This window comes from Kouleothrix sp. (assembly GCF_046328425.1).
In the GTDB taxonomy this organism is placed as follows: Bacteria; Chloroflexota; Chloroflexia; order Chloroflexales; family Roseiflexaceae; genus Kouleothrix.
In genome coordinates this window covers 1-14,253 of the sequence record NZ_JAXLWP010000053.1, presented here as the reverse complement: position 1 = coordinate 14,253, position 14,253 = coordinate 1, and the positions used below count along the sequence as shown (strand labels likewise).

14 protein-coding genes are annotated in these 14,253 nt (G+C 68.1%); 8 read left to right on the top strand and 6 right to left on the bottom strand.

All coding sequences use genetic code 11. The features are described 5' to 3' along the window. Positions 1–452 precede the first annotated feature (452 nt). The 5 genes from U0177_RS28745 (at position 453) to U0177_RS28725 (ending at position 4,422) form a co-directional block, all read left to right on the top strand. A complete protein-coding gene (locus U0177_RS28745) occupies positions 453–1,064 on the top strand; it encodes an NUDIX domain-containing protein (protein WP_409574135.1) in 612 nt (203 codons plus the stop codon). Continuing rightward, complete coding sequence (locus tag U0177_RS28740; protein ID WP_409574134.1) at positions 1,033–1,392, top strand: hypothetical protein; 360 nt, start codon at positions 1,033–1,035, stop codon at positions 1,390–1,392. Before U0177_RS28745 ends, U0177_RS28740 begins: the two co-directional genes overlap by 32 nt. 37 nt (positions 1,393–1,429) lie before the next feature. Then, the gene (locus U0177_RS28735) at positions 1,430–2,401 is read left to right on the top strand and encodes a hypothetical protein (protein WP_409574133.1); all 972 of its coding nucleotides are present in this window, start codon (positions 1,430–1,432) and stop codon (positions 2,399–2,401) included. Positions 2,402–2,610: 209 nt separating this feature from the next. Continuing rightward, a complete protein-coding gene (locus U0177_RS28730; RefSeq protein ID WP_409574132.1) occupies positions 2,611–3,195 on the top strand; it encodes a GNAT family N-acetyltransferase in 585 nt (194 codons plus the stop codon). Between the two features lie 393 nt (positions 3,196–3,588). Next, positions 3,589–4,422 (top strand): hypothetical protein, encoded by an 834-nt coding sequence (locus U0177_RS28725; RefSeq protein ID WP_409574131.1) that lies wholly within the window; start codon positions 3,589–3,591, stop codon positions 4,420–4,422. Between the two features lie 262 nt (positions 4,423–4,684). Here the strand turns inward: U0177_RS28725 and U0177_RS28720 are convergent, their stop codons facing one another. The 3 genes from U0177_RS28720 to U0177_RS28710 all read right to left on the bottom strand — a co-directional run bounded on the left by U0177_RS28720 (position 4,685) and on the right by U0177_RS28710 (position 6,690). Then, positions 4,685–5,245 (bottom strand): hypothetical protein, encoded by a 561-nt coding sequence (locus U0177_RS28720; protein WP_409574130.1) that lies wholly within the window; start codon positions 5,243–5,245, stop codon positions 4,685–4,687. Between the two features lie 340 nt (positions 5,246–5,585). After that, positions 5,586–6,305 carry a hypothetical protein gene (locus U0177_RS28715; protein ID WP_409574129.1) on the bottom strand — a complete coding sequence of 240 codons (720 nt, stop codon included), beginning with the start codon at positions 6,303–6,305 and terminating at the stop codon, positions 5,586–5,588. A gap of 151 nt (positions 6,306–6,456) precedes the next feature. Beyond that, the gene (locus tag U0177_RS28710) at positions 6,457–6,690 is read right to left on the bottom strand and encodes a ChaB family protein (RefSeq protein ID WP_409574128.1); all 234 of its coding nucleotides are present in this window, start codon (positions 6,688–6,690) and stop codon (positions 6,457–6,459) included. A gap of 190 nt (positions 6,691–6,880) precedes the next feature. On the opposite strand from U0177_RS28710, the gene U0177_RS28705 reads away from it, so the two are divergent. Continuing rightward, entirely contained in the window at positions 6,881–7,264 is a 384-nt protein-coding gene (locus tag U0177_RS28705; RefSeq protein WP_409574127.1) for a response regulator, read from the top strand. A 483-nt stretch (positions 7,265–7,747) separates the two neighbouring features. Here the strand turns inward: U0177_RS28705 and guaB are convergent, their stop codons facing one another. The 3 genes from guaB to aroF all read right to left on the bottom strand — a co-directional run bounded on the left by guaB (position 7,748) and on the right by aroF (position 10,780). Beyond that, positions 7,748–9,223 carry an IMP dehydrogenase gene (gene guaB, locus U0177_RS28700; RefSeq protein ID WP_409574126.1) on the bottom strand — a complete coding sequence of 492 codons (1,476 nt, stop codon included), beginning with the start codon at positions 9,221–9,223 and terminating at the stop codon, positions 7,748–7,750. A gap of 219 nt (positions 9,224–9,442) precedes the next feature. Then, positions 9,443–9,697, bottom strand: coding sequence for an acyl-CoA-binding protein (locus U0177_RS28695; RefSeq protein ID WP_409574125.1), 255 nt, complete (start codon positions 9,695–9,697; stop codon positions 9,443–9,445). Positions 9,698–9,715: 18 nt separating this feature from the next. Further along, positions 9,716–10,780, bottom strand: coding sequence for a 3-deoxy-7-phosphoheptulonate synthase (aroF, locus tag U0177_RS28690; RefSeq protein WP_409574124.1), 1,065 nt, complete (start codon positions 10,778–10,780; stop codon positions 9,716–9,718). A gap of 412 nt (positions 10,781–11,192) precedes the next feature. On the opposite strand from aroF, the gene U0177_RS28685 reads away from it, so the two are divergent. Both U0177_RS28685 and U0177_RS28680 read left to right on the top strand, forming a co-directional pair. Continuing rightward, positions 11,193–11,945, top strand: coding sequence for a DUF4388 domain-containing protein (locus U0177_RS28685; RefSeq protein WP_409574123.1), 753 nt, complete (start codon positions 11,193–11,195; stop codon positions 11,943–11,945). 106 nt (positions 11,946–12,051) lie between these two features. Next, the gene (locus U0177_RS28680; protein WP_409574122.1) at positions 12,052–14,067 is read left to right on the top strand and encodes a hypothetical protein; all 2,016 of its coding nucleotides are present in this window, start codon (positions 12,052–12,054) and stop codon (positions 14,065–14,067) included. The last annotated feature ends 186 nt before the right edge of the window (positions 14,068–14,253 follow it).

The following is a 14,253-nucleotide window of genomic DNA, read 5'->3' as shown; positions in this document are numbered from 1 at the left end:
CAACGCCGCAATGTACGACTACTATGGCTGGAACTATGCGCTGACCGATTACCAGAACACAGGCAATAGCTACGCGTATAACGCGTATCTGTACGGCTACTACGCCTACTACTACACCTACAATAGCTATACCAACGGCGCAACCTGCTACTCGTCGTAATGGCCATTGGCGCGCTGGTCGGCCGACCGCTTCTCGGCGCGCGGGCTGGCCGGCGCCGGCTTTAAGGGGCTTGGAAAGTCCAAATCGTCCCACAAGGTACACCAAAGCCGTATGGATAACCCGCCTTCTTGCCCCCTCTCCATAGTCGAGGGGGCAAGACTATGCCCTGGCTACCTGATCATCCCGCTCTAGCAAGCATGGCTACACGCTCAGCTCGCCCCTCGGCAGCGCCTGTGCGGCGGCGCAAGTTGCTTTATAATGAGCGCGAAGCGCAACAGCAGTAGGTAAAGCGATGCTTTCCGACCAGATCGAAACCGAGATCGCCGCGCTGGCCGCGCGCTACGGGGCGCCGAGGCGCGTCGAGGCCACGCTGGCGGGCGCGCCATTCGACCCGCTGACCATGGACGATCGCTATGGCGAGGTGTGCATGGTGGTGCGGCGAACCGACGGCACGCTGATCAGCGCGCGCAAGACCTTCTACCCCGCCGAGGCGTTCCGGCTGCTTACCGGCGGCGTGCACCACGGCGAGCAGATCGCCCAGGCGCTGCTGCGCGAGGTGGCCGAAGAAACCGGGCTCGAGGTGGCGGTGCGCCGGTTTCTCGCGGTGATCGAGTACGCCATGCCGGCGCTGGCGCCGCGCCGGTTCGCCACCTTCGCGTTTCTGCTCGACGAGATCGGCGGCGTGCTGGCCGTGAACGACCCGGCCGAGCGGATCGCCGGCTTTCGCTTCCTGGCCCCCGCCGAGCTGCCGGCCCAGGCCGACGCGCTGGCGCGCCTGCCCGACCAAACCGACGCCGAGATCGGCGGGTCGTGGCGCGACTGGGGCCGCTTCCGCGCGATTGCGCACCACGTCGTGTACGCGGCGCTGCACGATGCAGCCGATCGCGACCATGCCCCGGCTTGAGCCTGCGGCGCGCGCCTGGCTCGGCCGCGTGGCCGCGAGCCTGGCCGCAGCGCTGGGCACGGGCGCGCTGGCCTACCTGGTGGCGCGCGCGATCGGTGGCGCGCTGCTGCTGGTGCGCCAACGCCAGCTGCTCGCGCAGGTTGGCGGCGCGCTGCGCGCGGGGCTCGAGGGGCCGCCCCCTGGCGATCTGCGCGCCGCGCGGCTGGCGCTACAGCAGATCGCGGCACGCGACATGCAGATCAGCCTGGCGATCGGGTTTGTGGCGGCGGCGCTGGCTGCCGTGCTGTGCTACCTCTGGCTCGAGCGCCGCGCCGCCCGAACGCGATAGCATGCAAAGCGATCTTGGCATCAGAAAGCGAACGTTTGTGGAACAGCCAGCGATTTTACGCTACGCCGGCATGCTGCGCTACGACACCGCGTATGGCCTGGCGGCGCTCGACTGGCGCGAGCTGCCGGGGCGCCTGGAGTGGGCCAGCTTCGCCACTGCCGAGCAGCTCGCGCGCGCGCTGGCCGGCGAGCTAGTGGCCGACAGCGCTGTGGCCGCGTTTCTGGCCGGCTACGGGCTGGCGCTCGCGGCGCACGCCTGGGCCGATCGGCCTTCCGAGGCGCGCCGCGCCGCGATCATCCAGGCCGGCGAGTGGCTGCGCCAGGCCCGCCCTGCCGATCGCCGGCTGGCCGGGCTGCTCGAGCCGGCGCTGGCCCACGCCGACGCAGCTATTCTTGCGGGCGAAGACGCCGGGCACGCGCTGGCCCAATATGCCGGCGCGGCGCTGAGCCGTGCCGACCGCGCCGCCGAGCGCTGCGGGCGCGTGGCCGCCGGCCTGCTCGACGACGGCGACCACCTGCTGACATGCGGCTACGCCGGGCCGGCGCTGGGCTGGCTGCTGGCCACCAAAGGCAGCGGCGAGGTACGCCTGAGCGTCGCTGGCACGCCCGCTCAGGTCGCCCCGCGCATGACGCTGGCCGTAGCCGAGCGGCTTGGCATCACGGCGCGGCTGGTGCCGCCTGCGGCCGGAGGCGAGCACGAGGGATGCAGCGTGTGCATGGTTGCCGCAGCCCAGGTGGCGCTCGACGGCAGCGTTGCGGCCGGGCCGGGCGCGGCCGAGCTGGTGGCGCGGGCGCGCCGTGCTGGCCTGCCGTGCTATATCCTCAGCACCGACGGGCCCGACCCGGCCTGCGCCGGCGCGGCGCAGCTGGCAGGCGCGCCCGCCGACACAATTGCGCCCGAGCAGATCAGCGCGATCGTCACCCATCGCGGCATCTACCGCCCGGCGATGATCGCGCGCTTTCTCGGCGATGGCGACGTACCGCTTGACGTCATCTCGCTCCACAGCTGAGCTTTACAAGCTTGGGAGCTTTGGGGGCGTCGATCCTCCAAGAAGAGAGTTTCTTTGTGCCGGGCGACGAAGCATTTTGCGCTTCATCACCCGGCAACTGCGAGCGTTTTGGGCAGGGCCTGTGCAAAGCGATTCGCCCCCTGCGCCCACCACACTGTAAAGTACGTTTGAAACATGCCCAGAGCCCGAAAGCTCGATTGAGGTGCGCCATGCTGCCGATTGACGACCTACACTCCGACGATCAGGCCGGAGTAGCGCAAGCCGCCGCGCTGCTGGTCGATGCCTTCCGCGAGCACGCGCCCGCCGCCTGGCCCGACCACGCCTCGGCGCTGGACGAGGTGCGCGAAGCCCTCGCGCCAGGGCGGATCTGCCGCGCCGCGCGCCTGCCCGGCGGCGCGATTGCCGGCTGGGTTGGCGGGATCCCAGAGTATGGTGGCCACGTGCTCGAGCTGCATCCGCTGGTGGTGCGGCCCGATCTGCAGGGGCGCGGCATCGGCCGGGCGCTCGTCGCCGACCTCGAGCGCCAGGCTGCGGCACGCGGCATCCAGACGCTCTTCCTCGGCACCGACGACGAAACCAACCGCACGTCGCTCGCCGGCGCCGACCTATACCCCGACGTATGGCCGCATATCGCGGCGATCCGCAATCTGCGCGGCCACCCCTACGAGTTCTACCGGAAATGCGGCTTTACGATCGTCGGGGTGCTGCCCGACGCCAATGGCCGCGGCCGGCCCGATATCTTCATGGCCAAGCGCGTCGGCGCCTACCCTGAAGATACAACCGAGAGCAAATAGCGCTAGGGCTTATACCACATTCGGCTGAACGCTTGCTGTATGGGCCTTCGGCAGAATTGTGTGCGGTTTTCCGCGCTCCGCGTGGAAAACCGCATACAGAAGATGCACAAGTACCATGCTGCCGCAGGCTCAATCGCGTACCGTGAGGAAGCCGAAGCACGCACGTGCGTCACTCCCATTCATTATTTGGCCGGTCGCGGCCAAAAAGAGATGATTTTGGAGGGCGCAAGCCCTCCAAACCTCCCATGCTGGAGGGCACCGCGTAGCTCGGGTAAAATGAGAGCCCGATGATAGAACCGCGCGAGCGGTTGCCTGCTGCGGCTGCCGCGTGATAATATACACCAAGACAGTCGAGCGCGCTGCCCGGTGTGGCGCGCAGTGCCGAGCCGAACAATGACAGAGCTACCGATCGCCGACATTCATCAGCTGGTGCAAGAGGGCCGCGCCGCCGCGCTGGCTGGCGACACCTTGGCTGCGCGCAGCAGCTTCCGCCGCGCCACCGAGGCCGATCCAACCAGCGTCGAGGCCTGGGTTGGCCTCAGCAGCGTTGTGCCGATCCTGGCCGAGAAGCGCGAGTACCTGCGCAAGGCGCTCGATCTCGACCCGCAGAACGCCGACGCGGCCGCCAGCCTGCGCTATGTCGAGCAGCTGATCGCCAAGGGGATGCAGCTCGAGCCCTCGCGCCGCCGCGACGAGCGCAACGCCTCGGGTGATGCCTCGCCGCTGCTGGGCGCGCCCGAGCCGGCCGCCGCCACGGCGGTGGAGTTCTGCTACCGCCACCCCGACCGCGAGACCGGGCTGCACTGCACTCAGTGCGGCCGGCCGATCTGTGCTGAGTGCGCCACCATGACGTCGGTGGGCCAGCTCTGCCCCGACGACCGGCGCGCGCGCCGGCCCAGCAACTACAAGGTTTCGGCCGGCGACGTGATCGTCGGCGGCCTGGTGGCTCTGCTCGCCTCGGCGGCGGTTGCGCTGCTGCTGTCGCTGTTTGTCGGGCGCCTCGGATTCTTCGGCATCTTCATTATCGTGATGGTCGGCCCGGCGATTGCCGAGTTTATCGTGCGCGTGGTCGATCGCGTCACCAAGCTCAAGCGCGGCCGGCCGATGCAGATCACGATCGGCGTGGCGATCGCCCTTGGCACGCTGCCGTTCGCGCTGTTCGGCGGTCTGCTGCTGCTGCTATACATGGTGCTGGCGATCTCAACGGCGGTGGCGCGCCTGCGCTAGCCGGCTGGCGGCAGCACCAGCCCCAATCTCACTCAGATCACAGCGGCCGCGCGCCAGATGCCTGGCGCGCGGTGTGTATGTGCGCGAGCGCAATGCCGTGCGGCGCCCGGTGTCGCCGGGCGCTGCATTCGCAAACAAACGCGCTCGAACGGGGGATGGCGCACCAGCGGCGCTGTGGCCTGGAAGTTAGTGGGCGCGCAACAAAAAGCGCGTACCGGTAAGCCGGGCGCGTAGATGTGGCCAGCCAGGCGTGCGAGCCGGGCTATGGGAACGCGATGCCTTCTTCAGGGTTGAGGCCGACGTGCGCGGCGTGAAAAGCCAGGGCCGCTTTGAGCGCCGCGATCTTGCCGCCCGCCGAACGATCGCTGAACGTGCGCGCCAGCTGTGGCGACTTGCCCTCGTAGATCCGCACGAACCAGCCGTGCGTTCCGCCATGCACGCGATTGTTCAGCATCTTGGTTGGCTGATCGACGCGCGTGATCCCTTTCAGCCGCCCCAGATGCGCCGCGATCGTGCTTTTCGACACCCACTGCATCGTGTCGTTCATCGCCAGCTGCACGTGCGTCCAGATGCCGTCCTGGCGCGTGCGTACATCGAGCACGATGCCGGTGGTGCGATCGGCTGGTGTGTTTGCCGCAGCGCGCAGCCGTAGCACATCGCCGACGCGCGGCGTTTCGCTCAGCGGGCGTGGTTTGCCGCCAAGGAAAATCATCGCCGGGCGACCGACCCAGGTGTAGCGGTCGTCGGCGGCGCGCGGCGCGCGTGCCGGTGGCGCATCCCACGCCTGAGCAATCTCTGTTGGGACCTTACGAAATGTTGGCATAGCAATAGACCACACCATGGTGATTGGCGTGCGTGTAGCACGCAAGCGACCGTCATACAGGGACAAGCCGTCTTTGTTGTAACCGCTTGGAAGCGGTGGGCCGATTAGGGCTCGAGCGAGCCTTTGACTTATTGTATCATATCCTTTGCAATTGAAAATAGGCATTCGGTACTGTACAGCGGCCTTTTTGTGGCTTGAGGCGCTGCTGTGTGCCCGGATCCGGCTGATGACTTGCTTGGAGTGGGGGTTCGTGGGCGGAGAAGGCGCCCCCGATGAGATGCCCTACCCGGCGTCGCCGGGCAGGGCATCTCAAAAGAGAAAGCGCCAAACGGAGTGAGTATTACTCGTCGCTGTGCAGGCGCGCGCGCACGCGCTGCCCGATGCGCTGGGCGGCGCCGGCTACGGTTTCGCCGGCCGCGCGCGATCGGTCGAGCGCCTGCCCAGCCTGGGCGCCAAGCTCCGCGCCGAAGTCGCGCGTGCGCTCGATCGCCTGCTCGGTCTGATAGTAGCCCGCCCGCAAGCGTGCCGGGCCGCGCTTGCGCACGGTGCGTGCGGCCTGCTCGGCGCGGCCGGCGCTGTGGGCCACCAGCGCCGGCGCCTGCTTGCGCACATTCCGCGCGCCCTGCTCGACACGGGCTGCCCCGCGGGCCAGCATCCCCGGCCCGCGCTTGCGCAGCATCCGGCCCCAGTGCTCGATCTGCGCGCCGCCGCGCTCGACCCAGGCGGGGCCGTGCTTGCGCACCGTGCGGGCGGCCTGCTCGGCGCGGCTGGCGCCGCGCCCGACCCAGGCAGGGCCGTGCTTGCGCACCGTGCGGGCGGCCTGCTCGGCGCGGCTCGCCGTGCCCGCCAGCGTGGCCTCGGCGCGCGCCAGGCGCGCAGGCCGCCTGCGTGCCCGGATGAACATCCAGACGGCGCCAGCCAACGCCAACACCACGCTCAACGCGCCGGCTCGCCAGACTGCGCGGTCTTGCTGGCGCTGACGGTCGAATTCGCCCCAGTCGTATGGCGCCGCGCCAATATTCGCCATTGGCGGGCGATCGTTGCTGTGTCCGTAGATCAATGCCGTACCTCCTTGTAGAGCGATCAGATACAGGTTGCACAGTCCACGCCAATCGTTGGCGTAGATACGATCATCATCTGCGCAATCAGTAGATGATCGCCCCATTAGACGCGCTGCTACGCGCCAATCCATTCTACCCCGGCAGTCTGCGCTAGCCTTTCGCCTGCCACTCGCCTGTGCGCGGATCCTTCTGATACGCGTGCTCCACGGCCTTCCAGGCTACCGCGTGGGCGGTTTCTTCGCGGCTGCGCCCTTCGCGCCGCTCGGAAGGCTGATCATACTCATTCCAGGCGCTGTTGAAGGCGGCCTGGTAGATCTCCTGCGCGTGCTTCGGCAGATGCCTACGTACCGATTCGGGCAGTTCGCTCAATTGCGTGTATGGCATACCAGCCTCCTTTTGTCGCCAGTCGCTGGCGTGTTGGCTGTGGTTCTGCAAACAGTGTGCCACGCGTAAAACAGCGGCGCAGGCCGGTGGAACGGTTCTTGCGTGTGGGCGGTCAAAGCCTGTAGCGCCCAGCAGTTTGGCGTGCATACGGCTTGAGTGGTTTAATCAGTTATACTTTCTGCATACGATTATGGCATGGATATTAATAGTTGACGACGAGCAGGTTCTCGTGGAAATGATAGCCTCGCTGATTGAGGATATGGGGCTGCACCCAATGACGGCGGCCAATGGCGAGGAGGCGCTGCGGCAGCTGCTCGCCACCTCGCAGACGCCGGCGCTGGTCATTTCGGATATTATGATGCCGCGCATGAATGGGCTGGAGCTCGCGCGGGCCGTGAAGCATCACCCTGGCCTGAAAAGCGTGCCGATCATTCTGATGAGCGCGGCGGGGCAGCCGAGCAGTAGCGATCTCGCCGATGGGTTTATTCCCAAGCCCTTCGATCTGGAGATCCTCAGCGGCCTGATCGAGCAGCATCTGGCGAGCCGGCTGCGCGCGCAGGAGCGCGTGGCCTAGGCCCAATTCTTTTCAAATACACGGCTTACGCGGTGCGCGTTTTTGCCTTCGGCAGAGCGGTACTTTTCATACCAAATTCGCTTGATGACGTACACTTTGGTAGGGGTTTGGGGGCGGCGAAGCCGCCCATTCTTTTTCTTGTGCGGCGCCCGGCTTTGCCGGGCGCCGCCGAAAAACACAAGTAATCAAACGGAGTTGGTATCATCTTGGTGCTCAGATTTTGGCGCAAAGCGCCAAAATCTGAGCACAAAAGAAAGCGAAGTACTATGCTGCCGCATGCAGAACAAAGCCCATATCGCATGCGACCGTGTAAGTCTTGTCAAACTCGAAGGCGCGCTGCAGCCGCGTATTCTTTGCGCCTTCGAGCCTTTGTGCCTATTTGAAACATAGTGGGCTCAGGCCCGGCGCCGCACAACGAGCGACCACCGGCCAAAGGGGCCGGTGGTCGCTGGCGTAGACTGTGAAGCTAGCGGCACGTCGCGCTCAGCGGCGCTCGTAGTTGGGCGCCTCTTTGGTGATCGTCACATCGTGCGGGTGGCTCTCGACGAGGCCGGCCATCGAGATGCGGATAAAGCGCGCGTCGCGCCGCAGCGCCTCGATATCTTTTGCGCCGACGTAGCCCATGCCCGAGCGCAGGCCGCCCACAAGCTGAAAGATCGTATCGCCCAGCGCCCCTTTGTACGGCACCATGCCCTCGATGCCCTCGGCCACCAGCTTTTTGCCGGTGGCGCCGCTCTGGAAGTAGCGATCGCCGCTGCCGCGCTGCATGGCGCCGATCGAGCCCATGCCGCGGTAGCTCTTGTAGCTGCGCCCCTCGTACAGGATCGTCTCGCCGGGGCTTTCCTCGGTGCCGGCGAAGAGCGAGCCGATCATCACGCTGTGAGCGCCGGCCGCCAGCGCCTTGGCGATATCGCCGCTGTACTTGATGCCGCCGTCGGCGATCACCGGCACGCCGAAGCGCTCGGCCACGCGCGCGCAGTCGCTGATGGCGGTGATCTGCGGCATGCCCGCGCCCGACACCACGCGGGTGGTGCAGATGCTGCCCGGGCCCTGCCCAACCTTCACCGCGTCGACGCCGCGCTCGCACAGTGCCGCAGTCGCCGCGCCGGTGGAAACGTTGCCGGCGATTAGCTGCACCTCGGCGAAGGCCTCGCGCACGCGCAGCACGGCCTCGAGCACGCCCCGCGAGTGGCCGTGGGCGGTATCGATCACCAGCACGTCGGTGCCGAGCTTCACCAGCGTGGCCGCGCGCTCGAGGAAATCGCCCGATGCGCCGATCGCCGCGCCGACGCGCAGGCGGCCGTGCTCGTCTTTGCAGGCGTTAGGGTGCTCGATCTGCTTCATGATGTCTTTCACCGTGATCATGCCCGAAAGCTTGCCGCGCCGGTCGACCACCAGCAGCTTCTCGATCCGGTGCTTGTGCAGGATCTCCTTGGCCTGCTCGAGCGTGGTGCCCTCGGCCACCGTCACCAGGTTCTGGCTGGTCATCAGCTCGCGGATCGGCCGGCCGCGATCGGTCTCGAAGCGCAGGTCGCGGTTCGTCAGAATGCCAACCAGCTCGCGGTCGGCGGTGGTGATCGGGATGCCCGAGATCCGGTACTCCGACATCAGGTCGAGCGCGTCGCCGACGGTTTTCTCGGGGCCCATGGTGATCGGGTCGGTGATCATGCCGCTTTCCGAGCGCTTGACCTTGCGCACCATCTCGGCCTGCTCGTCGATCGCGATGTTTTTGTGAATAAAGCCGATCCCGCCCTCGCGCGCCAGGGCGATCGCCAGGCGCTGCTCGGTGACGGTATCCATTGCCGAACTGGTGATCGGGATGTTCATGCGGATCTTGCGCGTGAGCTGCGTGCCGACATCGGCCGCCGACGGCAGCACCTGCGACTCGGCGGGTACCAGCAGCACGTCGTCGAATGTCAGCCCGTCGCGGGCATACTTATCGTTCCAGTCGATGGTCATAGGGCTTCCTCCTTTGCGAATTGCTGCCGTCAGGCGCAACAAAAAACCCCCCGCGCAAGGGCGCAGAGGGCAGCAGCGGCGACTGCCGGGCTTTCATGTGGTGGCGTGCGAGCGGGTGCATAGCTCCTGCAAGTTGCAATGTATTGCTGTAATATACGCGGCGCCGGCCAATTCGTCAACCATCGGCGGGTCGAATATCAGCGCCAATCGTAGCGGCGGCTACTTCAAGCGCCCAACCAGCGCGATATAGTCGTGCATGGCTTTGTCGGCCTGTGTGCCCTTGAGCTTGGCCCAGGCGTCGTACTTGGCGCGGCCGACCGGGTCGGTGAAGCCGGGGCGGCTGCCGCCGGCGTCGCCGCTGGTGGCCTGCTTGTAGAGCGCGTACAGCTCCAGCAGGGTGGTGTTGTCGGGCCGCTTGGGCAGGCTCTGGGCGGCTTTGGCGGCGGCCTCGAACTGGGCGCGAAGATCGCTCATGGCCTCGGTTCCTCCTTGCTATGGCGCCAGCGCGGCGGCTGGCGTGGCGATTGGGCGGTCGATCGCAGCGGCGATGCGCTCGACCTGGCCCATCATGGCGGCGAATGTTGGCGGCGTGAGCGCCTGCTCGCCGTCGCAGGCGGCGAAGGCCGGGGCGTGGTGCACCTCGACGATCAGCCCATCGGCGCCGGCCGCCACGGCGGCGCGCGCCAGCGGCACCACGCGGTCGGCCCGGCCGCTCGCGTGCGATGGGTCGACGATCACCGGCAGGTGCGAAAGCTGCTTGATCAGCGGCACGGCGTGCAGGTCGAGCGTGAAGCGCGCGCCGTCGTCGAATGTGCGAATGCCGCGCTCGCACAGCACAACATTCGGGTTGCCCTCGGCCAGGATGTACTCGGCCGCCAGCAGCAGATCCTTCACCGTGGCGGCGAACCCGCGCTTGAGCAGCACCGGGCGCCCGCTGCGCCCCACCGCGCGCAGCAGCGGGTAGTTCTGCATGTTGCGCGCGCCGACCTGGAGCATATCGGCGTACGACAGCACTAGCGGCAGCGTCTCGGTATCCATGATCTCGGTTACCACCGGCAGGCCGGTGGCCTCGCGCGCCTCGGCCAGCAGCTGCAGCCCTTCGGCGCCTAGCCCCTGAAAGGCGTAGGGCGAGGTGCGCGGCTTGTAGGCGCCGCCGCGCAGCATCACCGCGCCGGCCTGGCGCACCGCGTGCGCCACTTCGAGCATCTGCTCGCGGCTCTCGACGGTGCACGGCCCGGCGATCACCGCGACGGCCGCGCCGCCGATCTCGGCCGGCGTGGCCACGCCCAGCTCGGCGCCGAGCCGCACCACCGTGTCGGCCTCGCGAAACTCGCGCGACACCAGCTTGTATGGCGCGGTGACGCGGATGATCTCGCGCACGCCGGGAAGCCGCGCGATCCGGCCGGCGTCGGCGATTGGCCCCTGGTTGCCGGTGATGCCGATCGCCGTGCGGGTGGGGCCGGGCATGGGGTGCGCGCTGTAGCCGAGCTCGCCGACCGCCTGGCAGACGTGCGCGATCTGCGCTGCGGTGGCGTGTGCATCCATAACGATGAGCATGGTGGTATCCTCTAGTAACCAGAGTAAAATCGCGCCCGGCGAACGTTTACTCTATAACAGGACTTACGCGCTGGGGTTCGAGGCGGCTTTGCCGCCCCCGAAAACTTCCTTTTTGGCTGGTCGCGGCCACCGCCGTGGCCGCGACCAGCCAAAGAGTGATTTTGGAGGGCCTAAGCCCTCCAAACCTCCCACGCGGGAGGACACCGCGTAAGCCCTATCTATAACACAAGCTACGCGCTGGGCTTCCGGATGGGCGGCGCTTCGCCCTGGGCAAGGCGCCAAGAGTGTAACACTGGCCCGGCGGCCGGTCAAGGCGATTGTATCTCAATCGCTTCATCTGCAGTAGATACGTATTGCGACGGCCCCCGACCTATGGTACGATGGTAGTAATATCGACGAAGGAGCGCCGGACGTGCAACTCGAAGGCACACTCGACAAATTTCCGCTGCGCGAGCTGATCGAGATGATCATGTATAGCTCGGTCACGGGCGTGCTCGAGGTAGGCGCCGGCAGTCAGATCGGCCAGGTGTTCTTTAGCGATGGCCGCCCATACCACGCCGCGGTGGGCGAGCGCGTGGGCGTCGAGGCGCTTGGCGTGCTGTTCGAGCAGCGCGATGCGCTGTTCCGCTTCGTCGCCGATAAAGCCACCGCCGAGTCGACGCTCTGGACCGACCCGTGGGATCTGCTCGACCAGGGCTCCGACCTGGCCAGCAAGTGGCTGCGGGTGCGCCAGTTTGTGCCGACGCTCGAGCACGTGCCGCAGCTTTCGGGCGCGCCGGTGCAGGGCCAGATCCACATTAACGAGACGGTGTGGCCGGTGCTCTCGGCGATCGACGGCCACCGCTCGGTGCAGGAGATCTCGGCGTTTCTCAACCTGGTGATGCTCGATACCTGCCTGGCGCTGATGGCGCTGGTCGAGCAGGGCCTGGTGCTCATCCAGCCGCCGCATTTCGCGCCGCACCCCACGCTGGTGACGCCCCCCGCGCGCGCTGGCGAGCCGCCGCTGCGCTTGCCGCCGACGCCCGCCGACGCTACCGGCGGCAGCGGCTTCCTCGAGCGCCTGCTAGCCGAGGCCCGCGCCAAAGAGCAGCAGCGCCCCGACTTGACCGACGAGCAGGCGCAAGAGCGCAAGCAGGTGTATCGCTACGTCGACGATCGCCGCTAGCGCCGGATCTGCGAATGATACACGCCGCACAGCTCCTGCCCCTCGCGCTTCCCACCCCCGGCGCGCCCGCCGAGTATCTCGCTCCTCTGCCCGCAATCGCACCAGCATGACGCGCGCACTGACGTGGCAGCGCTGCGTGCTGCTTGTGGCGCTGTGCTGCGCCGCCGCAGCCTGGTTCGGCGGCCCTTCCGGCCGCCTGCTGGCGCTGCTGCCGCTGCTGCTGTTTGCGCCCGGCCTGCTGATCGAGCGTTGGCTGCGCCCCTTCCCTGCTTCGCCGCCCTTTCTGCTGCCCTCCCTCTGGCTCGGGCTCAGCCTGAGCGTGATCGCGCTGCTGTACGAGTGGGCCACCGCGCTGGGCGTTGCGCTCGCACTGCCGGCCCTCGCGGCGCTGGCGCTGGCGTGTGGCCTCGGCGCGCTGTGGCAGCTATGGCGCGAGCGCGGCTGGCCGGCGCATGGGCTGCAGCCGGCGCTCGCGCTGCTGGCTGTGCTTGCGCTCACGTTCTGGACGCGCTTCATGCAGATCCGCGGCCTGGTGCTGCCCAACTGGGTCGACTCGATCCACCACGCGCTGCTGATCCGCGTGGCGGCCGAGCGCGGGATGGCGCCGCTTGACCTGCGGCCCTACCTGCCGATCGCGCAGCTGCCGTACCACTGGGGCTACCACGTGTTCGTCGCCACGCTCATGCGCCTTTCGGGGGCCGGCCTGCCCGTGGCGATGCTGTGGAGCGGCCAGGCGCTGAATGGCCTGCACGCGCTGGCGGCGGCGGGGCTGGCGGCGTACCTGTGGCGCCGCCCGGTCGCGGGAGTCGCGGCGGCGATTGTGGTCGGCCTGATCTCGATCATGCCGGCGTACTATGTGAGCTGGGGGCGCTACACCCAGCTCAGCGGGCTGCTGCTGCTGGCGCCGCTGCTGGCGTGCTGGCTCGAGCTGCTGCGCGCGCCGTCGTGGCGCCGCGCCGCCGCTCTGGCGCTGCTGCTGGCCGGGCTGAGCCTGATCCATTTCATTGTGCTGGTGGTTGCGCTGCTGTTTATGCTGGTGAGCGGCGGCGCGTGGCTGCTGCGCGCCGACCGCGCCGCCCTGCGCGCGGGCGTGCCGGCGGCGCTGGCGGCCGGCCTGGGCGCGCTGGGGCTGAGCGCGCCGTGGATGCTGGTGCTGGCGCGCGGCAAGCTGCTGCCCGCGCCGGGGGCCTCGGCGCTGCCGCTGCTGGGCGGCGGCGCGTTCAACGCGCTCGACCCGAACCTGCTGTGGGCTGGCCAGAACCGCATGTTGATTGCGCTGGCGCTGCTGGCCGCGCTGTGGGGCCTGGCGCGGCGCCAGGCGGCTGTGGTAGTGCTGCTGGGTTGGCTGGCCGCACTGATCGTGGCGGCTAACCCCTGGCTGGCGCTGTATATCGCGCCGGCGCTGGGCGCCGTGCTGCTGGCCTGGGCCGTGCGCCGCCGGCGCTGGCCCGCGCTGGCGGCCGCCCTGGCGCTGCTGGCGCTCAACCCCTGGCTGGCGCGGCTGCCATTCCTCTCGCTGATCACCAACGAGGCGCTGGTGATCAGCCTGTTTCTGCCGCTCGGCCTGCTGATCGGCGCGGGCGCGGCCTGGCTGTGGGACGCCCCGGCCCTGCGGCGGCGCGGCGCGCGCGCGCTGGCCGCGCTGGCGCTGGCCGCGCTGGCCGGCTGGGGCGCCTGGCAGCTGCGCGATGTGGTGAACCCCAGCACGACGCTTGCCAGCGCGGGAGATCTTGCGGCGGTCGGCTGGGCCGCCGAGCATACCCCGCCCGACGCGCGCTTTCTGATCAACACCGCCGGCTGGCTTGGCACCGGGCGCGGCAGCGATGGCGGCTGGTGGCTGCTGCCGCTGGCCGGCCGCTGGACCAGCGCGCCGCCGGTGATCTACGACTACGCCGCGCCCGAGTATGTGCGCGTCGCCCGCGAGCGCAACCAGCTCGTGGCGAATTTTCGGCCCGGCCAGGAGCAGCAGCTCTACGCCATGATCGACCGCGAGCGCATCGGCTATGTGTTTCTCGGCTCGCAGGCCGGCCCGCTCACCCCGGCGTCGTTCCCGGCCTCGGCCGGCTTTGTGACTGTGTACCAGCACGACGGCGTGACGATCCTGCGCGTGGCGCGCGGCTGACGCCACCCCGCGCTTCCGCCCCCGCCCACCTCGGCGTACGCCTGGCTCCAGTGTTATACTATCGTTTGATCGCGTTCTTTTTTTGAGATGCCCTGCCCGGCGAAGTCGTGCAGGGCATCTCAAAAAGAAATTTCAGGGGTGGCGAAGCTGCCCCCGAACCCCCACCATACCACCATACAGCACGTG